The organism is Streptomyces ochraceiscleroticus (assembly GCF_000720485.1).
Lineage (GTDB): Bacteria > Actinomycetota > Actinomycetes > Streptomycetales > Streptomycetaceae > Streptomyces > Streptomyces ochraceiscleroticus.
The window spans coordinates 91341-113232 of record NZ_JOAX01000016.1 but is presented as its reverse complement, the minus strand read 5'-3'; the positions used below and the strand labels follow the sequence as shown (position 1 = coordinate 113232).

The 21892-nt window shown below is 70.2% G+C and carries 20 protein-coding genes; 13 read left to right on the top strand and 7 right to left on the bottom strand.

The features are described 5' to 3' along the window. Positions 1 to 313: 313 nt before the first annotated feature. Both IG84_RS0120890 and IG84_RS0120885 read left to right on the top strand, forming a co-directional pair. On the top strand, positions 314 to 868 hold the full coding sequence (locus IG84_RS0120890) for a helix-turn-helix transcriptional regulator (RefSeq protein ID WP_031059327.1): 555 nt from the start codon (positions 314 to 316) through the stop codon (positions 866 to 868). Positions 869 to 1058: 190 nt separating this feature from the next. Further along, entirely contained in the window at positions 1059 to 1742 is a 684-nt protein-coding gene (locus tag IG84_RS0120885) for a glycerophosphodiester phosphodiesterase (RefSeq protein WP_031059325.1), read from the top strand. A 51-nt stretch (positions 1743 to 1793) separates the two neighbouring features. Here IG84_RS0120885 and IG84_RS0120880 read toward each other — a convergent pair whose 3' ends face one another. Then, positions 1794 to 2330, bottom strand: a complete 537-nt coding sequence (locus IG84_RS0120880) for a GNAT family N-acetyltransferase (RefSeq protein ID WP_031059323.1) — start codon at positions 2328 to 2330, stop codon at positions 1794 to 1796. A gap of 112 nt (positions 2331 to 2442) precedes the next feature. Here IG84_RS0120880 and IG84_RS0120875 point away from each other — a divergent pair, with 112 nt between their 5' ends. The 8 genes from IG84_RS0120875 to IG84_RS0120835 all read left to right on the top strand — a co-directional run bounded on the left by IG84_RS0120875 (position 2443) and on the right by IG84_RS0120835 (position 10787). After that, positions 2443 to 2835: a VOC family protein gene (locus tag IG84_RS0120875; protein ID WP_031059322.1), complete on the top strand. Its 393-nt coding sequence runs from the start codon at positions 2443 to 2445 to the stop codon at positions 2833 to 2835. A gap of 162 nt (positions 2836 to 2997) precedes the next feature. Further along, positions 2998 to 3555 carry a DUF5134 domain-containing protein gene (locus IG84_RS0120870; RefSeq protein WP_031059320.1) on the top strand — a complete coding sequence of 186 codons (558 nt, stop codon included), beginning with the start codon at positions 2998 to 3000 and terminating at the stop codon, positions 3553 to 3555. Between the two features lie 141 nt (positions 3556 to 3696). Further along, complete coding sequence (locus tag IG84_RS0120865; protein WP_031059318.1) at positions 3697 to 4632, top strand: M56 family metallopeptidase; 936 nt, start codon at positions 3697 to 3699, stop codon at positions 4630 to 4632. Between the two features lie 93 nt (positions 4633 to 4725). Beyond that, positions 4726 to 5529 carry a phosphatase PAP2 family protein gene (locus IG84_RS0120860; protein ID WP_063761824.1) on the top strand — a complete coding sequence of 268 codons (804 nt, stop codon included), beginning with the start codon at positions 4726 to 4728 and terminating at the stop codon, positions 5527 to 5529. An 82-nt stretch (positions 5530 to 5611) separates the two neighbouring features. Continuing rightward, positions 5612 to 6307 (top strand): HAD family hydrolase, encoded by a 696-nt coding sequence (locus tag IG84_RS0120855; protein WP_031059315.1) that lies wholly within the window; start codon positions 5612 to 5614, stop codon positions 6305 to 6307. A 782-nt stretch (positions 6308 to 7089) separates the two neighbouring features. After that, positions 7090 to 8100 carry a chitinase gene (locus IG84_RS0120845; protein ID WP_245659463.1) on the top strand — a complete coding sequence of 337 codons (1011 nt, stop codon included), beginning with the start codon at positions 7090 to 7092 and terminating at the stop codon, positions 8098 to 8100. Between the two features lie 144 nt (positions 8101 to 8244). Further along, positions 8245 to 8460, top strand: a complete 216-nt coding sequence (locus IG84_RS0120840; protein ID WP_031059310.1) for a hypothetical protein — start codon at positions 8245 to 8247, stop codon at positions 8458 to 8460. Between the two features lie 119 nt (positions 8461 to 8579). Beyond that, complete coding sequence (locus tag IG84_RS0120835) at positions 8580 to 10787, top strand: bifunctional polysaccharide deacetylase/glycosyltransferase family 2 protein (protein ID WP_078649136.1); 2208 nt, start codon at positions 8580 to 8582, stop codon at positions 10785 to 10787. 307 nt (positions 10788 to 11094) lie between these two features. Here the strand turns inward: IG84_RS0120835 and IG84_RS0120830 are convergent, their stop codons facing one another. Beyond that, positions 11095 to 12771 carry an MFS transporter gene (locus tag IG84_RS0120830; protein ID WP_031059307.1) on the bottom strand — a complete coding sequence of 559 codons (1677 nt, stop codon included), beginning with the start codon at positions 12769 to 12771 and terminating at the stop codon, positions 11095 to 11097. A 230-nt stretch (positions 12772 to 13001) separates the two neighbouring features. Here IG84_RS0120830 and IG84_RS0120825 point away from each other — a divergent pair, with 230 nt between their 5' ends. Then, a complete protein-coding gene (locus IG84_RS0120825; RefSeq protein ID WP_031059305.1) occupies positions 13002 to 13601 on the top strand; it encodes a TetR/AcrR family transcriptional regulator in 600 nt (199 codons plus the stop codon). On the opposite strand, the gene IG84_RS38120 is transcribed toward IG84_RS0120825, so the two are convergent. Further along, positions 13590 to 13790: a hypothetical protein gene (locus IG84_RS38120; RefSeq protein WP_037800672.1), complete on the bottom strand. Its 201-nt coding sequence runs from the start codon at positions 13788 to 13790 to the stop codon at positions 13590 to 13592. The two genes, IG84_RS0120825 and IG84_RS38120, sit on opposite strands and share 12 nt — an antisense overlap. Before the next feature lie 390 nt (positions 13791 to 14180). Here IG84_RS38120 and IG84_RS0120815 point away from each other — a divergent pair, with 390 nt between their 5' ends. Then, positions 14181 to 14621, top strand: a complete 441-nt coding sequence (locus IG84_RS0120815; RefSeq protein ID WP_031059303.1) for an ATP-binding protein — start codon at positions 14181 to 14183, stop codon at positions 14619 to 14621. Between the two features lie 40 nt (positions 14622 to 14661). Here IG84_RS0120815 and IG84_RS0120810 read toward each other — a convergent pair whose 3' ends face one another. The 3 genes from IG84_RS0120810 to IG84_RS0120800 all read right to left on the bottom strand — a co-directional run bounded on the left by IG84_RS0120810 (position 14662) and on the right by IG84_RS0120800 (position 19696). Beyond that, a complete protein-coding gene (locus IG84_RS0120810; protein WP_031059300.1) occupies positions 14662 to 15555 on the bottom strand; it encodes an RNA polymerase sigma factor SigF in 894 nt (297 codons plus the stop codon). A 122-nt stretch (positions 15556 to 15677) separates the two neighbouring features. After that, entirely contained in the window at positions 15678 to 16772 is a 1095-nt protein-coding gene (locus IG84_RS0120805) for a sugar ABC transporter substrate-binding protein (protein WP_031059298.1), read from the bottom strand. A gap of 305 nt (positions 16773 to 17077) precedes the next feature. Beyond that, positions 17078 to 19696 carry an MGH1-like glycoside hydrolase domain-containing protein gene (locus tag IG84_RS0120800; RefSeq protein ID WP_169749889.1) on the bottom strand — a complete coding sequence of 873 codons (2619 nt, stop codon included), beginning with the start codon at positions 19694 to 19696 and terminating at the stop codon, positions 17078 to 17080. Positions 19697 to 19999: 303 nt separating this feature from the next. Here IG84_RS0120800 and IG84_RS0120795 point away from each other — a divergent pair, with 303 nt between their 5' ends. Beyond that, positions 20000 to 21226 (top strand): ROK family transcriptional regulator, encoded by a 1227-nt coding sequence (locus IG84_RS0120795; RefSeq protein WP_157848922.1) that lies wholly within the window; start codon positions 20000 to 20002, stop codon positions 21224 to 21226. Between the two features lie 41 nt (positions 21227 to 21267). Here IG84_RS0120795 and IG84_RS0120790 read toward each other — a convergent pair whose 3' ends face one another. Next, positions 21268 to 21792: a hypothetical protein gene (locus IG84_RS0120790; protein ID WP_031059292.1), complete on the bottom strand. Its 525-nt coding sequence runs from the start codon at positions 21790 to 21792 to the stop codon at positions 21268 to 21270. Positions 21793 to 21892 lie beyond the last annotated feature (100 nt).

The window sequence follows — 21892 nt, the reverse complement described above, 5'->3', positions numbered from 1 at the left end:
CCCTCAAGAGGGATCAACGTAAATCATCCTGCTCAACCCCCATCAACGAAGATGTTTTTCCTGCGGACGTAGCGGGAATCGGCGTTTTCTGCCGCACCGGCCATACGAGTGGCGTACCTACGGTGACCGACCGAATCCGGTCACCAGCCGGCGTTCGTACGATCACCGACCGATCAGGAACGTCCCGGATCGCGAGATGTTCGGGCACCGTGACCGCGCTCCCCTGCCGCGCCCCGAAGATGGCCGGGCAAGCACGCCGTACCGCCGCCAGGGGGCCATCACGTACCCGCGACTCCCCGTCACCGCCTGGGCCGTGCTCGGGCTGCTCTCCTTCCGTGACGGCCGCACCGGCTACGACCTCAAGAAGTGGGCCGACGCCTCGCTCCGCTTCTTCTACTGGTCACCGGCCATCAGCCAGATCTACGCCGAGCTGCGCCGCCTGGAGGAGCTGGGCCTGGTCACCTCGCGGCGCTCGGGCCCGGACGAGCCACGGGCCAAGCGCCGCTACACGATCACCGAGGACGGGCGCGCCGCGCTGGCCGCCTGGGCGGACGGCACACAGGACTGCGGCCCGGCGGTCCTCAAGCACCCGCTCCTGCTGCGCGTCTGGCTGGGACACCTCGCCGTACCGGACACGCTGCGCGCCCTCGTGGAGCGGCACCGGGAGCGCACCCGGGCCGGGCTGCGGGAGGTACGGGAGGCGCTGGCCGACGCCGGCGCGGAGCCGGAGTGGGACTTCCCGCGCGTCGCGCTGGGCTGGAGCGAACGGCAGCACCTGGCGGAGCTGGAGCTGGCCGAGGCGATGCTCGCCGACCTGGAGCGGCTGGGCGGCCGTCAGCACGCGCAGGACGCGCCCACGCACGGGTGAGCGGATTCGGGTACCCGTGCCCCGCACGGGTCGCGAGCGCCCGCACAGGGCACGCCGCGACGACATCCGGCGTTCCCTTCGTGGTCAGCGTGGCCCGTTAGGCTGGCCGCCGTTTCCGGCAGCCGTGCCACAGCCGGTGGCCGGTGCCGCAACGCCAGCCACAGCCGACAGCCACAGAAGCGAGGCAGCCTTGTCCTTCCTGACCATCGGACACCGCGGGGTCATGGGTGTGGAGCCGGAGAACACCCTGCGTTCCTTCCGCCGCGCCGAACACGAAGGGCTCGACCTCATCGAGCTGGACCTGCACCTCAGCAAGGACGGCGCGCTCGTCGTCATGCACGACGCGGAGGTGGACCGCACGACCGACGGACACGGGCCGATCGCCGACCACACCCTCGCCGCGCTGCGCGAGATGGACGCGGGCAAGGGCGAGCGCATCCCGGTCTTCGAAGAGGTCGTCGAGGCGGTGCGGGCGCCGCTGCAGGCCGAGATCAAGGACGTGGCGGCGGCCCGCGCGCTGGCCGACGTGCTGCGCGAGCGCGACCTCGTCGACCGGGTCGACGTGATCTCCTTCCACGACGACGCGCTGGCGGCCGTCCGCACGCTGCTGCCGGGCGTCCGCACGGGCCTGGTGGCGAGCCGGTACGGCGCGGACGTGGTGGACCGGGCGCGCACCGTGGGAGCGGAGTACCTCTCGCTGAACATCCGCCGGCTCACCCTGGAGCTGGTCGAACGCGCGCACGCGGCCGACCTGCGGGTGCTCGCCTGGACCGTGAACACCCACGACCAGCTCCGGATCGCCCGCGGGATGGGCCTGGACGGCGTGGTCACCGACTTCCCCGAGATCCGCCGGGCGACGCGGTTCACGGCGTAGCCGCCGCGCTGGGCCCCGTACCGAGCACCCGGTTTTTCAGGCCGGTCGGCTTCAGGCCAGCTTCTTGACCAGCAGCTCGAATTCCAGGTCGTCGCGCTGCGGGATGCCGAAGCGCTCGTCGCCGTACGGGAAGGGCGTCATCCGGCCGGTGCGCGCGTAGCCGCGGCGCTCGTACCAGGCGATCAGCTCGGCGCGCTGCCGGATCACCGTCATGTGCATCTCGCGGGCGCCCCACTCGGCGCGTACGGTGCGCTCGGCCTCGGCGATGATCACCTTGCCCAGGCCGCCGCCCTGCAGCGTGGGGCGCACCGCGAACATGCCGAAGTAGGCGTGCTCACCGCGGTGTTCGAGCTGGCAGCAGGCGACCGGCTCGCCGTCCCGCTCGGCCACCACGAGCCGGCTGCCCTCGGCGGCGACCACCGCGGCGACGCCTTCGGGGTCCGTGCGCTGCCCCGCCAGCAGGTCCGCCTCCGTGGTCCAGCCCGCGCGGCTGACGTCCCCCCGGTACGCCGACTCGATGAGCTCGACGAGCGCGGGGACGTCGGCGTCGGTGGCGGCGCGGAAGGTCAGCTCGGGCGTGGTGGCCATGGCGGGCGGGGGTCCTCTCGGGCGGGCGGGGCCGGCGAGCACGAGGCTAACAAGGGCGCGGGGCCGCACGTCGCGGTGTTCCGGAAGCCGGGCAGCCCGTAGGGTCCATGGCATGGTGCAGGTACTGAGCAGCAGAGTTCTGGTGCGGCCGGCCGATCCCGAGCGGTCGCGGGAGTTCTACGGAAAGGCACTGGGCCTCCCGGTGTACCGGGAGTTCGGCACGGGGCCCGAGCGCGGCGTCGTGTACTTCCTGGGCGGCGGCTTCCTGGAGGTCTCGGGCCGCTCCGAGCAGCCGCCCACCGCGACGCTCCAGCTCTGGCTCCAGGTCGCGGACGCGGCGGCGGCGCACGAGGAACTGGCGGCGCACGGCGTGGAGATCCTGCGGCCGCCGGTCAAGGAGCCGTGGGGGCTGATCGAGATGTGGATCGCCGACCCGGACGGCCACCGGATCGTCCTCACGGAGGTCCCGGCGGACCATCCGCTGCGGTACCGGCCGGGGATCTGAGAGGCGGATCCGAGAGGCCGCCGCACGGGAATCGGACGGTATCGCGCGGTAATCGCACACGCGCTCCCTAGTGCGCCTGTGCGCTCCCGTGAAGCGGGGCCCCGGCGGGCATCCTGCGAGCGGAAGAGATCGTTTCGCGTCGGAGCACCGGGGAGGTCCGCCGTGCACGGACCGACGATGGTCGGCTGGCTGCTGGTCACGCTGTGCTCAGCGGCGAGCGCGTACTGCCTCATGCGCTCGCGCGCGGGGGCGGAGCGGGACCCGGCCCGCCGCGGGCAGGCCCGCGGCGAGGGGCTGATGGCGCTGGGCATGGCGGCGATGGCGCTGCCGGCCGCCGTCGTGCCGATGCCCGGCTGGTCGGCGTGGGCCTTCGTGGCGGTCTTCGGCGCGACCGGCCTGTGGGCCCTCGCGGCGCGCCACCGGCATCACGCGGTGGGCTCGCTCGCCATGGTGTACATGGCGCTGGTGATGACGACGGCGCAGGCCGGTGCCGGGCCCGCGGGCCATGCGGGGCACGGCGGCGCGGGCGGGATACCCGTACTGACGGGCCTGCTGCTCGCGTACTTCGCGGTGCACGCCGTCGCATCCGGCATACGCCTGATACCGGCCCCCGCCGTGGTCCCCGCCGGCGGCCTGCCCGCCGTGCCGCGGCCCGAGTTGCTGAGCGCCTGCCGCACGGCGATGAGCGTCGGCATGTTCACGATGCTGCTGACGGTGTGAGAACCAGGAAGCCGAGGAGCCGGCGTCCGGACATGGGTGGGGAGCGCTTCTGAGCGCCCCACACCTCGTCCGTCGGTGTCATGCGTCACTTCCGTGGCAAGACCGTACCTCTCAGTAGCCTCCCGCCATAAGGTGACGGCCATGATGGTCCCCTTCGCGCTGATCCTCCTCGGCGCGCTGGCGGCGGCAATGGCGCCGCGCCTGATGGCCCGCGCCGACTGGCCCGACCGCGAGCCGGTGCTCGCCCTGTGGGTCTGGCAGTGCGTGGTCGCCGGTGTGTTGCTGTGTTGTGTGCTGGCCATGTCCCTGAGCGCCGCAGCGGCCTGGGAGGCGGTACGGGGCAACGTCTTCGCGCTGGCCCCGCACGACGTCATCGAGGCGTACGCGCTCGGCGCCTACGGCTTCTGGGCGGCCCCGCTGGCCGTCCTCCTCGCGTGCGGTGGCGCGTGGACCGCCGTCGTGCTGACGCGGGAGGTACGGAGTTCTCGGGCGCGCCGCAAGCAGCGCCGCGCCGACGTGGCGCTGCGCTCTCCGCTGCTGCCCGGCGAGGAGCGGACCGACGATTCGCTCTTGGTACTGGAGGGCGACCGCGCCGAGGCGTGGTGGCTGCCCGGCCTGTCGCCCCAGCTCGTCGTCACCACGGCCGCGCTGCGCCGGCTGAACGGGGATCAGCTCGACGCGGTGATCGCGCACGAGAAGGGCCACGCCCGGGCGCGCCACCATCTGCTGCTGCACTGCGCGACGGCGCTGGCCGTGGGGTTTCCGCAGGTGCCGGTCTTCGCGGCATTCCAGGACCAGGTGCACCGGCTCGTCGAACTGTGCGCCGACGACATGGCGTCGCGCCGCTTCGGGCGGCTGACGACCGCCCTGGCGCTGGTGGAACTGAACGAGGACCGCGGGGTCTTCGGCCCCTGCCCGGCGCAGTGCGCGCAGGTTCCGGCGCGGGTCGACCGGCTGCTCGCCCCGGCCGCCCGCCTCACGCCGGTCCGCCGGCTCGGCATGACCGCCGTGGCCGCGCTGGTACCGGTCGTCCCCCTGCTGATCACCTTCGTACCGGGGCTGAGCGCCCTCGCCTGACGGCGGCGCGGTCCCCACGCGGCCGGTCCGGCGCGCGACATGGGCGTGGCTGCGAGGTGGCCGGGGCCGGGGTCGTTCGGCCAGGATCAAGGCATGGGTACTCCGTCCTCCTCCGGCACCGGCAGCGCACCCGGGACGGCCACGCCGCCCGGCACCACGGCAGGCGCGCGGGCGCTGTGCACGGCGGGGTGGCTCGCCGTCGCGGCCGTGGCGCTCGGTCTCCTCGTGGCCGTCCGCTGGCCACCACTGGTGCACACGGACCGGACCGTCGCCGGGGACCTGCACCGGATGGCGCGCGCGTCGCCGGACTGGACCGAGGCGAACCGCATCCTCACCGACTGGGCCTGGGACCCCTGGACGATGCGTGCGGTGCTGGTGGTGTTCGTGGGGTGGCTGGTGTGGCGCGGGGTGCGCGTGCTCGCCGCGTGGGTGGCGGCCACGTCCGTCGTCGGCACGCTGCTCCAGCAGGGCCTCAAGGCGCTGCTGGACCGGCCGCGCCCGGTCTGGCCGGACCCGGTCGACTCCGCGCACTACGCCTCGTTCCCCTCGGGCCACGCGATGACCGCCACGGTCGCGGGCGGGCTGGCGCTGTGGGTACTGGCCGAGCGCGGCGCGCCCGTGGTGTGGCGCCGGGTGGTGGCCACCCTGGCCGTGGTGTCCGTGCTCGGCGTCGGCTGCACCCGCCTCTATCTCGGCGTGCACTGGCTCTCCGACGTACTGGCCGGCTGGCTGCTGGGCGCGGCGCTGGTGGCCGCCGCGGCCGGCCTCTACACCCGCCTCGCCTCGGCCGCGGCCACCACGCCGCCCGACGCCGAGAAGCCCTCCGGCCCGGCCACCGCACCGCCGGAGGCCGGAAAGCCCGCGGGCCCGGCCTCCACGCCACCCAACGCCGAATGAGTGCCCCTGGCCCCGGCCGCCACGCCCGCCCCTCCCCCGCATGCCCTTGGCCCGCACCGCCGTACAGGACAGGATGGTGACCATGGCGTACAAGGGCGTGCTCTTCGACTTCTCCGGGACGCTGCTGCGGATCGAGCCGGTCGCCACCTGGCTGCGCGCGGCGCTCGACGCGACCGGGACCACCATGACCGAGGCCGAATTCGACCACGCGGCACGGGAGTTGGACCGCGCCGGCGCGCTGCCCGGCGGCTCCTCGCCCGAGCGGCTGCCCGCCGGCCTGGAGGAGCTGTGGCGGATCCGGGACCGCACGGCCGAGCACCACCGCGAGCTGTACACCTCGCTCGCCCGCCAAGTACCGCTCCCCAGCGAGGAGTTGTACGACGCGCTGTACGTCCGCCACAAGTCGCCGGCCGCGTGGGCGCCGTATCCGGACGCCACCGAGGTACTGGGCGCGCTGCGCGACCGCGGCGTGGCGACCGGCGTGGTCAGCAACATCGGCTGGGACCTGCGCCCCGTGCTGCGGGAACACGGCCTGGACCCGCTGATCAGCACGTATGCCCTGTCCTTCGAGCACGGCATCCAGAAGCCGGACCCGCGGATCTTCGAACTGGCCTGCCGCGAGCTGGGGCTGCCCCCGCAGGACGTCCTGATGGTCGGCGACGACCAGCGCGCGGACGGCGGCGCGCAGGCCCTCGGCTGCGGCTACTTCCCCGTCGACCATCTCCCGGCCACCGACCGCCCGAACGGCCTCGGCCCGGTGCTCACCCTGGTCGACTGAGGGGCCCGTACTGCTGTGCGCGCGGTTTTCACCGGACTGCACCCGGGACGCAACCGCCACCGCCAGGGCGCGAGGGGGCGCTGGCCGAACCGGTCGAGCAGCGCGTCCAGCACGGCCGTCAGCCCTTCCGGGCCGCCCCGGTCGGCCGTCGGCTGGGTGATCCCCTTCGGGACCTTCTGGTCGTGGTGTGGGTTCTACCGCTCGTAGCGGCACCGCGCTGACCAGCCGCTTTGCACCAGCGGGTGGGACTCGACGGAGCAGAACGAGAAAAACTTGAGGCTCATGCTTGAGACCCCTGTAAAAGGTGTATAACGGGAGAAAGTAGTCGAGTCCGAATGGGCCAGTCGTAGGAAGAGGCTGATCGTGACCTCTGTCCAGAACAGCCGGGCGCCAATACCCGCGCCGCACCCACTGCGGCGCGCAACCGACTGGCCGGCCGCGGGCCCCAGGCGCCGTTCGGGCGGCATGCTGCGCGGCCCCGACTCTCACCTCAGGCGGCGGGCATCCGACCGCGTGACCACTACCGCACCCGTGCGCCGCGCCACCGTGCGCAGGATCGCCGCCCCGCGGAGCAGGCGGACCCGCTCGACGTCATCGCGCGCCACGGCCGGACGTCGAACAGCGGACTCCGAAGGCGGCCCAGGCGGCCCAGGCAGCGACACCCCCCGGCCCTCGCGGGCCACATCTTCCGCATGCCCTGCGCGGCCCCAGCACCTGGGGCCGCGCAGGGCATGCCGTGCATCCGGGGGAGGTGGCTCATGATGCGCCGCGGGCTCGCAGGTGTGACCACACGACTGACGCTGGCGCTGGGCGTCGCGGCGCTGCTCGCCTGGCTGATCCCGGCCTACCTGAACAACGGGCGGGACGGCCGTGCCGCATCCGCGCAGCCCTCCTTCGCGCCGTACGCCCTCACCTCCATCGACTCGACGTCGGATGTACTCCGTGCCGCGACGAAGATGGGGGTCAAGCAGTTCAATCTCGGCTTCGTGATCGCCGACGGTGGCCGCTGCGGACCGGAGTGGGGCGCCGACGAGAAGCTGCGGTCCGCCGCCATTGCCCAGCGGATCGATGACCTGCGCGACGGGGGCGGAGACGTCCGGGTCTCCTTCGGCGGCCAGGCGGGCACGGAACTGGCCCTCGCCTGCCCATCGGCAACCGCGCTGGAGAAGGCGTACGCGAAGGTGGTCGACGCCTATGGGCTGACCAAGGTCGACTTCGACCTGGAGGGGGCTGCGGCGGCGAACACGGAAGTCAATGCGCGGCGCGCCCAGGCCGTCGCCCGACTGCAGAAGGCCCACCCGGATCTCGACGTATCCATCACGCTCGCGGTGGAACCGCAAGGAATGGCCCAGAAGGAAGTGAGGCTGCTGACCGATGCGAGGAAGCGCGGCGTTGACATCTCCGCGGTGAACATCCTGGCGATGCACTACGGCAACTCGTACAACGGTGACATGGGGGAATACGCCATCCAGGCCGCCACCGCGTCCCAGCGGCAGATCAAAAAGGCGCTGGCGATCGAGGATGACGCCACGGCGTGGCGGACACTCGCCGTCACCCCGATGGTCGGCGTCAATGACGCAAAGACCGAGGTGTTCACGGTCGAGGACGCCAAGCAGTTGAAGCGATTCGCCGACAGCAAGGGGCTCGCCTGGCTGTCGATGTGGTCGTCCGACCGTGACCAGCAGTGCGCCGAGGGAGCGACGAAGAAACCCCGGCCCACCTGTTCCGGAATCCTCCAGGACGAGCTGGCCTTTACGCGCATGTTCGCGCCCGAATCTGACGCAAACTCATAATTCAAACCCGAATTCCTCCACCGAATTCTGCGATGCGCTGAGGAAATCGGGCTGGTGAGCCAGTGTGTCCCGATAGAAGGTCAAAAGAGCTGTTTCCCGGTATCACATCCGGGAGGCCCGGACGATGTGAATGGAAACTCTGTGATGAATCTGCAGCTCAAGCAGGGCGACGAACACCCGGTATTCGTCGCCTCCTCCGGCCGCCGGGCTCACCTCCTCTGGGCCCTCGGAATTTTCGTAGCCCTCGCTTGCCTTGCCTATGCCGTTCTGATCGGCATTTCCTTCATGGGTGATTCCGGCCGCGCCCCGGATCCGGTGTCCGCGTCGTCCGCCGCATACCGGAGTGTGAGCGTCCCGTGATCGCACGACACCGTTTTCCAAGGGCGCTGCGCCGTGTCGGCAGCGTCGTGCGGCGCACCCTGCCCCGTCCCCGGGTCTTGCTCGCCGTCCTCGGCCTGCTCGCTCTTGCCTGCCTGCTGATGCTCAACGGTCATATGCACGCGCACCTGAAGATTGACCCGAAGGCGAACAAGGCCGGAGCCTGGGACCTGGTGCCCACGTCGATCCGCCAGGGCGGCCCGGTCATCGACCAGGAGCACGGGAAGCTGGCCAGCCGCTCCCTTCCGCCGAAGACCGTCGTGCTCTCCTTCGACGACGGTCCGGACCCCTCCTGGACGCCCAAGGTGCTTGAGGTGCTGCGCCGACACCACGTTCGCGCCGATTTCTTCCTGATCGGCCAGAACATCGCCCGCCACCCATCCGTGGTGCGCACGATGGTGGACCAAGGCCACGAGGTCGGCGTGCACACCTTCAGCCACGCCAACCTCGGATTCACGAGCCACGCGAGCATCGATCAGGAGCTGTCCACGACGCAGTCAGCGCTGGCCGGGGCCGCGGGCGTCACCACCTCGCTGATCCGCACGCCTTACTCCAGCGGTCCTGACGCCATCGACAACAGGTCCTTCCCGGTCCTGAAATACCTCTCTTCCAAGGGCTACACCACCGCCTACGTCGACGCCAACAGCAACGACTGGAAGAAGCCCGGCGTCGAGAAGATCGTCCGCAACGCCACCCCGCAGGGCAACAAGGGCGCCCTGACGCTGTTCCACGACGCGGGCGGCGACCGCTCGGAGTCCGTCAAGGGCGTGGACGCCTACATCACCCATATGAAGGCCAAGGGCTACCGGTTCACCACGATCAGCGCGGCCATGGGGTCCGGGAGCGCCATGCACGACGCCACGGGGATGACCTCCTGGAAGGGCCGGGCGATGCTGACCGTGACAGCGGTGGCGATATGGACTGCTCCCTGGCTGGCGTACCTCTTCTACGTCGTCGGAGGCATGGTCGTCCTCCGCTTCGTCATGATGTTGGTCCTGGCCGGCCGGCACCACCGTCAGCGCAACCCCAAGCGCTCCCGGGGGGAGTTCTCCTGGGGGCCGCCGGTAACCGAACCGGTGTCGGTCCTGGTGCCCGCGTACAACGAGAAGGAGTGCATCGCCCATACCGTGCGATCGCTGACCGCCAGTACGCATCCCATCGAAGTCATCGTGATCGACGACGGGTCCACCGATGGCACAGCGGACATCGTCGAGGCCCTCGGGCTTCCGAATGTCCGCGTCCTGCGACAGCGGAACGCCGGCAAGTCCGCAGCTCTCAACAACGGCATCGTCCACGCTCGTCACGACATCATCGTGATGATGGACGGCGACACCGTCTTCGAACCGTCCACCGTCTCCGAACTTGTCCAGCCCTTCGCCAACGCGCACATCGGCGCGGTCTCAGGTAACGCCAAGGTCGGCAACCGCAGGTCACTCATCGGCGCCTGGCAGCACATCGAGTACGTGATGAGCTTCAACCTCGACCGCCGGATGTACGACGTTCTGGACTGCATACCGACCATCCCCGGCGCGGTCGGAGCCTTCCGTCGCCGGGCGCTGGAGGAGGTGGGCGGCATGAGCGGGGACACCCTCGCCGAGGACACCGACGTCACCATCGCCATGCACCGCGCGGGCTGGCGTGTCGTCTATCAGGAGCACGCCGTCGCCTGGACCGAGGCACCGAGCAGTTTCCGCCTGCTGTGGCGGCAGCGTTACCGCTGGAGTTACGGCACCATGCAGGCGCTGTGGAAGCACCGCCGCTCGGTCGTCGAGCACGGGGCCTCGGGCCGCTTCGGCAGGGTCGGCATGCCGCTCGTGGGAATCTTCCACGTCGGTGCCCCACTGCTGTCGCCGGTCATCGACGTCTTCACCCTCTACGGGATGATCTTCCTCTCCCCGTGGAAGTCGCTGGCGGTCTGGTGCCTGTTGCTCCTCTTCCAGCTCCTGTGCGCCGCCTATGCCTTCCGCCTCGACCGGGAGCGCTACCGCTGCCTCGTGATGCTCCCCCTCCAGCAGGTCGTCTATCGGCAATTGATGTACATGGTGCTCATCCACTCCTGCATCACGGCGGCCACCGGTGCGCGACTGCGCTGGCAGAAGATCCGCCGCACCGGCGAAGTGGTCGCCCCGTCTCCGAATTCGTCGGCCGTTGTGTCTGCCGGCGGACGCCGAGCTGCGCGCGCTGCGACCCCTGGAGCAGTTCCACGCTCTCAGAGCGTGACTCCCGGCCATGGTCAAGAGCCGCCCGTGGCCCCACCTGTGACCATAGGGCGATGCGTACCGAGGACAACCCCCGAGATCGGTGAGTAGGCGCACCAGCGTTCCTCCATGCGGTGCCGGGATGCCGGTCCTGGTGGCCGAGCCAGACGGGGGCGGCCCGACGCATCGCGGGCGAGATGAATCCTGCTGGTCAAGCCACCTTGAGAGCGTCCGATCCCGGGGCTGCCCGCGCAGCGTGTACGACGAGGCCAAGCGGTACGCGGAGGCGCTGTCCATGGCGTACCGGCCTGCGGAAGCGGTTCGGCACCGACCCGGGGAAGGCCGACTGCTTCAGCCACACCGTCGGCACCCCGCCGCCGATCGGCGCCGCCCGCCCTCACGCGGACTGAGCAGGGGCCTACACGTGGACGCCCTCGCCCGCGCGCACTTCGGTGCCGTCGGGCGCCGTGGCGTCCCCCGGCGTCCCCGGCCGTTCCTTGCGCGGCAGCAGTGCCGCCACCAGGACCGTTCCCACGGCCAGGACCGCCGCGCCGATGACACTCGTGTGGGCGACCGCGTCCGAGAAGGCGGAGCCGACCGCGTCGGACATCTGCCTTGCGCCGTCGCCGAGTTGACCGGCCTGCGCCTTGAGCTGCGCGGCCTGCTCGGGGCTGCCGGCGTGTGCGGCCTGTTCGGCGAGCTTGTGGGCCTTGTCGCCGATGCCCTGGGCCACGGCGTAGCCCGCGCCCACGGAGTCCTGCGCGGTGGCGAGAGCACCGCCGGGGAGGCGGGTGCCGGCGGCCGCGTCGGCCAGGTGGGAGGAGTACGAGCTCGCGAGCACCGAGCCGAGGAGGGCGATGCCGAGGGAGCCGCCCAGTTCGAGGGAGGTGTCGTTGACGGCGCCGCCGACGCCCAGTTCGGCCTCGGGGAACGAGCCCATGATCGCGTCGGTGCACGGTGACAGGGCCAGGCCGATCGCGAGGCCGAGGATGACCAGCGGCAGGACGAAGTCGCCGTACGTGGAGCCGGAGTCCACCCGTGTGAGCAGGGCGAGGGCCGCGGTGCCGCCGACCATCCCAGCCGTCACGGTGACCTTCATGCCGACGCGCGGGGTGAGGTAACCGGTCATTGCGGAGCCGACGAAGACCGCTCCGGCCAGCGGCAGCATCCGCACGCCGGTGGCGAGCGCGTCGTAGCCGAGGACGAACTGGAGGTGCTGGGTCAGGTAGTAGAAGGCGCCGAAGACGGCGAGGAAGAAGAGGGCGACCGCGAGGTTCGAGCCCGAGAAGCGGCGGTCGGCGAAGCGGCGTACGTCCAGGACCGGGCGCGGGTGGCGCAGCTCCCACAGGACGAAGGTGACAAGGGCCACGCCCGCGACGACCGCGGCGGTGACCGCCTTCGCGCCCCACCCGAAGTGCGGCCCCTGGATGATCATGTAGACGAGGGCGCCGACCCATATGACGGAGAGCGCGCCGCCGACATAGTCGATGCGGTGCTGGTGCGCGGCCCTGGACGGCGGCACGAGGACCAGCGCGCCGACGAGGGCGACGGCCGCCACCGGGACGTTGATCAGGAACGTCGACGCCCAGCCGTGGTCGCGCAGGAGCGCGCCGGCGACGAGCGGTCCCGCCGCGATGGCCAGGCCCGCGGTGGCGGTCCACAGCGTGATCGCCTTGGCCCGCTCGGCGCGCGGGAAGGTGGCGGCGAGCAGCGAGAGCGTGGCGGGCATGATCATGGCCGCGCCGACGCCCATCACCGCGCGGGCCGCGATGACCCCGGCCGCGCTGTCGACGAGTGAGCCCGCCACGGCGCCGCCGCCGAAGACGAGGAGGCCGAGGACGAGCGCCCCGCGCCGGCTGTACTTGTCGCCGATCGCGCCGAGCAGCAGCATCAGCGCGGCGTACGGGACGGTGTAACCGTCGATGACCCACTGGAGGTCGGCGCTGGAGAGGCCGAGGTCCTGGGTCATGTCGGGCGCCGCGACCGTGAGCGCGGTGTTGGCCATCACGATGATCAACAGGCTGAGACAGAGCACGAGCAGCGCCCACCAGCGGCGGGCGTACGGCCGGTCCATCCGCTCGACCGGCTCGTTCATGACGAGACGCGTGCGCCGCGTCCGCGCGTTTTCCCTTGGCACCTTGCCGCCCTTCGACCCTGCACGGGCCCGCAGTTCCTTGCCTTGCACAGTGCCACGTAAATGCACAGCGGTGTGCAAGTGCACAACAATGTGCAACTTAAGCGATTGCACAGTGTTGTGCAAATGGGCGGGTGAGGGGCGGGCGAGGGCACGACGGAGAGGGATTCACGAGGAGGCACAATGGGGCCGTGACTTCCGGACGAGCCGACGCCAACCGCCGCCGCATCCTGGATGTCGCGCTCGCCGAGCTGCTGCGCGACCCGGACGCCTCCATGGACCAGATCGCCCGCGCGGCGGGCGTCGTACGCCGCACCGTCTACGGGCACTTCCCCAGCCGCGAGGCGCTGATCGGTGCGCTGATCGACAATGCGGTGGAGGCGGTCGCGGCCGCGCACGCCGAGGGCCGCGAGGGCGTGACCGACCCCGCCGAGGCGGTCGCCCGCTCGATCCTCGGGGTGTGGCCCATCGCGGACCGCTACCGCCTGCTCGTCTCGCTCGCACAGCGCAGCGTCGCGATGGAGGGCATCCGCACCCGCCTCGCCCCGGTCCGCGAAGCCTGCGCCGAGCTGCTGCGGCAGGGCCTGGAGCAGGGCGACTTCAGCTCACCCCTGCCGCCGGCGGCCCTCGCGTACGCCCATGAGCAAGTCCTGTTCGGACTCATGGAGGCGGTCAACGACGGCCTCCTCACCCCGCAGGAGGCCGGCCGCTCCGCCGCGGTCACGGTCCTGGCCTCGTCGGGCGTACCGGCCGCACGCGCCACCGCGCTGGTGGCGGAACTACGGATGTGACCCAGGGGGCGGCGGCTGAGTGGAGCCGTGGGGGCGCCGGAGGCGCGGCAGGCCCCGGTGACCGTGCGGGCGGTGGCCGTGCGGGTGTGCCGCCATCCGGCCGGCCTGCTGGCCGTTCAGGCGGTGGATCAGCAGCGCCCCCAGGACGACCATCGCGAGGATGACCGCGATGGTGATACCGGTGTCCATGGCGGCCTCACCGCCTCTCTCACGGAAAAGACCAAGGCCACGGCGGGCGTCGCCGTCGGATACCCAGGTGATTTCAGCGTACTCCTGCTGCTCGTCGGCTCCACCGGCCCTTTAAGGAACGCCGCACTGGCACGGAATGTTCGATGGCGTGACGGAGCGTTACCGGGGTACAAGGAGGGAGCGGCCGGGGCAGGCGCGCGGCGGCGGTCACCTTCGCGCGCCTACCCCGGCCCGCCAATCCTTAACAGCTGATTCCTTGAACAGTTGACAGGAAGCGGCTTCTCGATTCGGCGTCGGAGAAGCCGGCGAACTCTCGTGGTTAGCCGCTTGGTTATCGGGCACGCTCCCCGGCCTGAAGGCATCACGGACGACGCAAAATGAGGTGAGCTGATGAGCAGCGCGACCGTGCCGCTTCCCCTCCCTGCACCAGCGACGTTTCACGTCAGGCTGGACTGCCGTCCTGAAGCGGTGGCGAAAGCGCGGGACCTTACCGTCACCTTTCTCCAGGGACTGAATCCGTCTTTGCCGCAGGACGCGGCCGACTCGGTGGAGCTGGTCGTCTCCGAACTCGTCACGAATGCCGTACGGCATGCCGGCAGCCGTTCCTGCTCCCTGAAATTGTCAGCCGACTCGGACAGCATTACCGTCGCCGTTCGCGATACGAGCACTCTCCCACCCCGGCTCCGCGAACCTGATTTCTCCGGAGAACGCGGCGGATTCGGCTGGGGACTGGTGCGCGGCCTGGCGAAAACCACCTCTGTCACCGTGGAGCCGAACGGCAAGGTCGTCACCGCGGCCCTGCCCCGGCGAGGAGTGCTGGTGCACGCGTGAGCTCCGGCACGGCCGGCCTGGCTCCGGCCGTGCCGAACGGTTACGACTCGGCGAGCATGCCCTTGCGCAGGCGTTCGAGGATGCGGGTCAGCAGCCGGGAGACATGCATCTGCGAGACACCCAGCTCCTCGCCGATCTGGGACTGGGTCATCTCCCGTGCGAAACGCATCTCGACGATCCGGCGATCGCGCTCCCCCAGGTCGTTCAGGAGCGGTGCCAGCGCGTGCAGGTCCTCCACCAGCTCCATCGCCGGGTCCGCCGCGCCGACGGCATCCGCGATGGAGCGGCCGTCGCCGGCGGCCTCGGCGCTGTCGCTGGGGGCGTCCAGGGAGCTGGTGGTGTAACCGTTGCTCGCGACGATGCCCTCGATGACCTCTTCCTCGCTGATCTTCAGGTCGCCGGCGAGCTCCGCCACTGTGGGCTCCCGGTCCAGCGTGGCGGCAAGACGCTCCTTGGCCTGAGCCAGCTCGACACGCAATTCCTGCAAACGCCGCGGCACATGGACGGCCCATGTGCTGTCCCGGAAGAACCGCTTGATCTCACCGATGATGTAAGGCACGGCAAAAGTCGGAAACTCGACCTCGCGCGAGAGATCGAAACGGTCGATCGCCTTGATCAGACCGATCGTGCCCACCTGCACGATGTCTTCCATCTGCCCCGGGTCACCACCACGGTTACGGAACCGGGAAGCGGCGAAGCGCACCAACGCGAGGTTCATCTCGATAACGGTGTTGCGGGCGTACTGATATTCGTGGGTGCCCTCGTCCAGCACCGCCAGCCGCTCGAAGAACAGCTTGGTCAGCGCCTTCGCGTCCTTGGGAGCGACCTTGGCGGCGTTCTCGACCCATGGAAGCTCCCCGCCACCGGCCCCCACCCGAGGTGTGCCCGGGGCCGGCGTGTGCTCCTCGGCAGCATGGACCGAAAGCGTCGTCATGTCTTCACCCTCTCAAGCGCGAACACTGAGTAGCTTCACCTGCCCCCATCCGAGCGATTCAACCCACGGTCACCGCCGGGCGGTTCGCTCTCAGGACCGCTACACGTCCGTATGTACCGGCTCTACTCGGTGAGTCCGGCCCTCTCGCAAGCGGACCGGTACTTCGGGGTACAGATCTGATCGACCGTGTACGTGCCGTCCTTGACGACGGTGGACTTGATGTTGTGCACGGTCAAGGAGACCGGAGTGAGCAGGACAGCCGGGATGTCTTTCGCAGTCGCGCTGTTCACCCGGTCCTTGGGCACGTTGCCGAGGCCCTGACCACGCCCCAGGGCGATGGCCATCGTTGCGGCGGCGTCCGCTTCGGGCTTGTAGGGCTTGTAGACGCTCATGTACATCTCGCCGCTGACGATGCGCTGCACGGCCGCGAGTTCGGCGTCCTGGCCGACGACGGGCGGCAGCGGCTCGATATGAGCGTCCTTGAGGGCCGAGATGGCACCTGCGGCGATGACGTCGTTGCCGGCCCAGACGCCTTTGATGGTGTCGGCGCCCTGAGCGGCGATGGCGCCGGACATCGCGGCATGGGCGTTCTCGGCGTTCCATGCTGCGGCGGTGTATGGCTTGGTGATTTTCACCTTGCCCTCGAGGACGGACAGCGCGCCTTCTTCGGACGAGTCGCGCGCACCGCTCGTGGGGCCCTCCACCCTGACGATCCGGCCGCCGCCCGCATTGTTTCCCACGGCCTTGAGAAGCGCCTCGCCCTGGGCCTTACCGATTGCCGTGAGGTCATAGGAGACGAACGCGCTGACCGGGCCTTCGACGAGCCGGTCGTAGGAAACGACCGGGATATCCGCGTTCTTCGCCGCCGTTACCGCGGAACGGAGGGACTTGGAATCGACGCTGTCGAGGATCAGGACGTCGACATCCTTGCTGATCATGGCGTTCGCCTGCTGCTGGGTGGACACATTGTCCTGGGCGTTGGCGTACTCGACCGTGCAGCGGCCGCACAGCTCCTTGACCTTCTTCTCGATGAGCGGTCTGTCGAAGGTCTCGTAGCGGGCGGTCTGGTTTTCCGGGAGCAGAAGGCCGATCCTCAGGCCGGCGGAGGTGCCGGTGTGCGAGCCGCCGGACTCGCCGGCCTGCCCACAGGCCCCGAGGCCGACGGCCAGCGACACCGCAACCCCGACGAGAACAGCCCGGCGCAGACCCTTGCTCATCCGAGGGACCTCCCTGCCTGTCCCTGGACACGGCGAGCGACCGCGTCGGCGGCCGACCGCTCACGTGGTCACAGCGGCTCCGCACATGGAAGCGCTGTCTCTCCCACGATACGGCGGGTGCACGGGTGACGGAATTCGGCGTGCTTCGGTGCTGCCTCGGCCGATCGGGCCCGCTGCCGATGACCGCGAAGAGGTCCTGCCCCGGCTCCAGGAATGGGCCGGGACAGGACCGAGGAAGAGGGGCGGCGGGGATCACCGCAGGCCGCTCGGTGCCGGTTGCTGGGGACTGCGATGGTGCGGGCCGGTTACTCCGCGGTCGCGGTGTCCTGCTTCTTCAGCAGTGCCTTGATGGCGAAGACGTTGCTGTTGTTGGTCGGGCCGCCGCGGGTGTCCTTGTACAGCGCGTTGTGCTGGAAGTAGCCCATGTTGACGGCGAGCCGGTCCTGGGCGAGTTCGATCCGGTACTTCTTGCCCCGGGTCAGCTTCGCCTTGGCGAAGGTGGAGCCTCGTACCGTTGTCCAGCTGCCGGTGTTGGGCATGGCGATGACGTGTTCGGTGACGAGTTCGCCGGTGGCGTCGTCGTACACGCGCAGCATCTTCATGCCGCTGGAGACGCCGGTGTTGAGGGGGCCGCCGACCGCGGCGTCGGCCTGCAGGAGGTAGTCGCCGGTGGCCTTGGGGGTGATGCGGGCGGTGATCTTGTCGCCCGGCGCGGTGCCCCAGTCGGAGTAGTACACGCCGTTCTCGTCGCTGGTCTTCTTCCCGCCGGTCACTTCGAAGTCCTCGCCGGTGACCTTCTGGACGCGCGAGTCGTCCTTGCCCCAGTAGCACTCGGGCTTGGCGTGCTGGGAGGTGTTCCCGCTGGAGGTGTGGGTCAGACGGACGCTGTAGCAGGGGGAGACGTCCTCGGGCCGCGCGTACTTGTCGGTCCACGCCTGCTCGCCGGCGTTCACCTCGACGTTCTCGGCGATCACCTTTCCGTCGCGCAGGACGTCCATGGTGACGTTGGAGGGGTCTTCCTCACCGATGTCGACGGACAGGCGCAGTCCGCCGTCCTGGGAGGCGACGCTCCGCACATCCGGAGTGGTGGGCCCGTACAGGGACTCCTTGGCCGAGACGTCCACGGGCTTCCGGGCCTGCTGCCCCGAGCCCGCCTCCGGCTGGGCAAGCTTCACCGTCACCGTGGACGTGCCGTCGCCGAGCTGGTCCTCGCTGATCGCCGTGCCGGCCGGAATCTCCTTGCCGTTCAGCGCCAAGGACTGCACCCGGTAGGCGCCGTCCTCCGGCCGGCCCTCCGGGATGTCGAGTGCGACGTTCACCTTGTGGCCGCGGTAGTTCAGGCCGTTGAGCACGGCACGCTTGCTGCCGGGGAAGTACGTGTCCCGCAGCTGCGCGGGCAGGAACGGCTTGATGCGCAGGCCGTCCTCGCCGGCGTCGAGGCCGAAGATGCTCTGCTGGACCATGGACATCATCCCGGCGACACTCCACAGCTGACGGTCGGAGTTGATGACCGTCTTGGTGCTGCCGTCGAGGATGTTGACGTTCTCCTTGTTGGTACCGAACAGCGCCGCTCCCCGGACCAGGGACCGTGCCTGCTGCGTGGCCACGCCGTCGTTCCCCGTACGAGCGGCCGCCCGCATCATGTAGGCGGTCACGAACGGCCACACCGAGTTGTTGTGGTACGACGGCACACCCTGCTGCTGCGGCCAGAGCACCGACGGCCCGTAGGCCGTCTGCGGGTAGTTGCGTACCGCCTGCTCGGCCTGCTCCGGCGTGGCGACGCCGGTGAGCACGGCCAGTGAAGTGCCCAGCGCGTCGTACCGGTTCACCGGGGAGGTGTCGTGCTCGGTGGAGAGCATCTGCGAGAACTGGCCCTTCTTCGGCAGCCAGAACTTCTCGCGGATGGCCTGCGCGAGATCGTCCGCCCACCCGCGGTACTTGGCGGCGGCCGCCTTGTCCCCGGCGCCGTCCGCGAGGCGGGACGCGGCATCGATGGCTGCCCAGTGGGCGACGTTCGTCGACAGTGACCGGGAGGTGGCGATGGTGGCCACGTCGTCCTTCGTCCAGTCCGCGTAGCTCTGCTCGCGCCAGTCGAGGAAGGAGTGCTCACCGCGGTAGAGACCGTCGCCATGGTCGAAGACGACCTTCCGGTCGTGCTCAATGGTGTTGCGGATGGCGTCGTACGCCTTGGCCGCGAATGCCTGGCGCTCGCCGTCCGGCAGCCAGTTGATGGTCTCGCTCGCCCCGAGCGCCCACACGACCCGGTCGGTGGAGTTCGGGTAGCTGCCGCCGGTACCGGTGTCCTGGATGATCTGGGTGTCCCCGGAGCCGTCGCGCCGCTCGCTCAGCTTGAACGCGAGGGTGTTGCGCATCCGCTCGGGGTCGGCGGCGGTCAGGCCGAGGTTCGCGGAGTAGGACACGTCCCGGGTCCAGACGTACGTCCACTCCTTACCGGTGGTGTAGCAGCCTCCGGGGCAGTCGATGGGCTTGCCGTCGTTATAGGAACCGTCGCTGACCTTGTCGGCCTCGTTCAGCCGCGCGTCGTCGTGGGCCATGGCGTACAGGCCGTCCAGCAGCACCGAGCCGGACCGCAGCGTTGGCTTGCCCGGCGCCTCCTTGAAGACGCGCTCACCGGAGACCGAGCTGACCAGCTTGTATGTGCGCAGGCAGTCCTCACTGACATCCGTCACCGTGACCGTGGCCGAACCGGTGCCGTCCTTGAAACGGCCCGGCTCGTCGGGGACAGCGCACCGCGCGTCAGCCGCGGCCGCCGTGGCAACGGACGTCCGGGAGGGCACGGCCGACGCAGACGGCAGGGTGGCCGCCAGGACCGTGGCCACGGACATCGCCAGGAGGGCCTTTTTTGCCGCCGGCCCGCCGAGGGCAAGGGTGGACCGCCTGATGCGGCTCGGAGGAGTGCTCACAACGTGCTCCTTGGAGTGAGGTCGGTCCCTCGGCGCCCGCCGGGGAGGTACGGGGCCGAGGAGGGAGGGCGCGTCATGGACTCCGTCCTGAGTCGTGACGCACCGTTGTCGGCGGGGATCACGGCGGCGGAGATCGTCCGCCTGGCGATGTGGTGGCTCCTTGTGGTGTGCCTGACGGAGGCGGTCCCGCGCCCGGGGAGGCGTCCTTCGCCGCCTCCGCCCACCTTCCATCAGCGTTTAAATATAGTCACTAGATTTAAACGCTGGATGTAAGCTAGGTGGGCGATCCAGGGAGGTCAAGGGTTGGCTGACGAAAAGTTGCGCCCCTCGGCGCGGCACATCCGGGAGGTGAACCTGCGGACCGTCCTGCATCACATGTGGGACTCGGGCCCGGTCACGGGATCGGACCTGATGGCCTCGACCGGCCTGACCAGGGCCACCGTTCACGACGTCTGCGAGGAGCTCGTGCACCGGGGCTGGATCCAGGAGGTGGAGAACCAGCGCGAGCACGGTGACTACCGCATGGGCCGCCCGGCACGGCGCTATTCCTTCCGGCCCACGGCCGGCGTGCTCGTGGGTGTCGACTGCGGCCTGCACAGCACCACAGCCACGGTCACGGACCTGCGAGGACGAAGCCTCACCCGGCACAGTCGGCCGTTCTCCAGCGACCGGCACTCGGCCGAGGAGCGCCTCGACGTTCTCAGCCGGACGATCCTCGAAGCGCTCGAGGCGACATCGCCGGCGGTCTCACAGGTACTGACCGTTGCGGTGGGCATCCCGGCGCCCGTGGATGCACACGGGCGCACGGTGGGCACCGCCAACGACTACTGGGAGCGGATGAACCCCAACATCGCCGGGCACCTGGCTCATCGCCACGGCTGGACCGCTCTCGTCGACAACGACGCCAACCTCGCAGCGCTCGCGGAGGGCTGGCAGGGTGCCGGCCGCGGGCTCGAGAACTACGTGACTCTGATAGCCGGCGAGCTTCTGGGCGCAGGCATCGTGGAGGGGGGCCGCTTCCTGCGGGGCGCGCGCGGAGGCGCCGGCGAGATGCACTTCCTCAACCTGGTGGAAGGCGTCGGCTCTCCGTTCGGCCCCGCCAGCCTGCTCCGGGACTGGGTCCGGGAAGCGGTACGTGACCCCGAGGCCCACCCCACGTCGAGCCTTCGCGAGCTCCCCCTGGAGGACATCGAGGCGGAGGCCGTCTTCGCGGCGGCGGACGCCGCCGACCCCCTGGCCACCGAGGCCGTCGAACGCCTCGGTGCACGGTTCGCCAGGATCGTGACCGCCCTCGTAGTACTGCTCGACACCGAACGGGTCGTGCTCGCCGGTTCCCTGGCGCCGTCCTGTACCAGGATCCTGCGGATCATCGAACGCGACCTGCCCCAGTACGTGCACCCTCCCCTGCCGGACGTCGTCGCATCGGAGCTCGGGAAGGACGTCGTCTCGATCGGAGCCGTCCGGCGGGCCCTGGACCACGTCCGGGAGCGGGCACTGGAGATCGACCTCCTGGCACCACGTTCACGCTGACGACCTGCTCGGCAACGGGGTTCCCGTCGCGGCGAGGTCTGTCAGGGCCGCTTCACGTCCGTATGGATGGCCAGTTTGAACTGGGCGTGGGTGATCGGCGCTGCGACCTTCGTGTCACCGCTGCCGCGGGCCGAGATCTTCAGGCCGACCGGGGTGCCGGGGTGGACGAAGATCTGCCACATATAGGTCTTGTACTGGCCGCCGCCGGTCTTCCAGGTGTCCGTCGTGGCCGTGGAGTCATAGCCGCCGGCGCTGTTCAGCGGGTCGCGGACGAAGCGGGCGCGATACTCGTTGGGGCGGGAGTCGGCGGCCCAGAAGACCATCGCGGAGAGGACGCCCCAGCCCTCGTGGCTGGGCCATATCAGTCCCGAGCGGGCGTCGGGGAAGGCCGAGGGCTCGCCGCCCCCGTTGGCCGGGTCGTGCATGCGCCACGGGTCGTAGCTCTCGTCCGACGTGCCGTAGGGGAAGCGGACGAGGTGGTAGCCGTCGGAGTCGTAGGAGATCTTCTGAGTGCGTGCGCCGTGTCGTTTCGCGTCCCACAGCAGGGAACAGATGGTGACGGACACCTGGGCCTCCTTCGGAAAGCCGGCGGTGCGCGTTCCGTGCCACGCGCCGGAGGGTGAACGTAAGGGGCCGGCGGGTTGGGGTCAATGCCGCGGGGCGGTG

Excerpts from the sequence above, each read along its gene's own strand:
- IG84_RS0120840 (WP_031059310.1), top strand. The coding sequence starts at position 8,245 with ATGAATCTGCAGCTCAAGCAGGGCGACGAACACCCGGTATTCGTCGCC.
- IG84_RS0120855 (WP_031059315.1), top strand. The coding sequence starts at position 5,612 with ATGGCGTACAAGGGCGTGCTCTTCGACTTCTCCGGGACGCTGCTGCGG.
- IG84_RS0120860 (WP_063761824.1), top strand. The coding sequence starts at position 4,726 with ATGGGTACTCCGTCCTCCTCCGGCACCGGCAGCGCACCCGGGACGGCC.
- IG84_RS0120805 (WP_031059298.1), bottom strand. The coding sequence starts at position 16,772 with ATGAGCAAGGGTCTGCGCCGGGCTGTTCTCGTCGGGGTTGCGGTGTCG.
- IG84_RS38120 (WP_037800672.1), bottom strand. The coding sequence starts at position 13,790 with ATGGACACCGGTATCACCATCGCGGTCATCCTCGCGATGGTCGTCCTG.
- IG84_RS0120875 (WP_031059322.1), top strand. The coding sequence starts at position 2,443 with ATGGTGCAGGTACTGAGCAGCAGAGTTCTGGTGCGGCCGGCCGATCCC.
- IG84_RS0120830 (WP_031059307.1), bottom strand. The coding sequence starts at position 12,771 with ATGAACGAGCCGGTCGAGCGGATGGACCGGCCGTACGCCCGCCGCTGG.
- IG84_RS0120810 (WP_031059300.1), bottom strand. The coding sequence starts at position 15,555 with ATGACGACGCTTTCGGTCCATGCTGCCGAGGAGCACACGCCGGCCCCG.
- IG84_RS0120880 (WP_031059323.1), bottom strand. The coding sequence starts at position 2,330 with ATGGCCACCACGCCCGAGCTGACCTTCCGCGCCGCCACCGACGCCGAC.
- IG84_RS0120815 (WP_031059303.1), top strand. The coding sequence starts at position 14,181 with ATGAGCAGCGCGACCGTGCCGCTTCCCCTCCCTGCACCAGCGACGTTT.
- IG84_RS0120865 (WP_031059318.1), top strand. The coding sequence starts at position 3,697 with ATGATGGTCCCCTTCGCGCTGATCCTCCTCGGCGCGCTGGCGGCGGCA.
- IG84_RS0120835 (WP_078649136.1), top strand. The coding sequence starts at position 8,580 with ATGCTCAACGGTCATATGCACGCGCACCTGAAGATTGACCCGAAGGCG.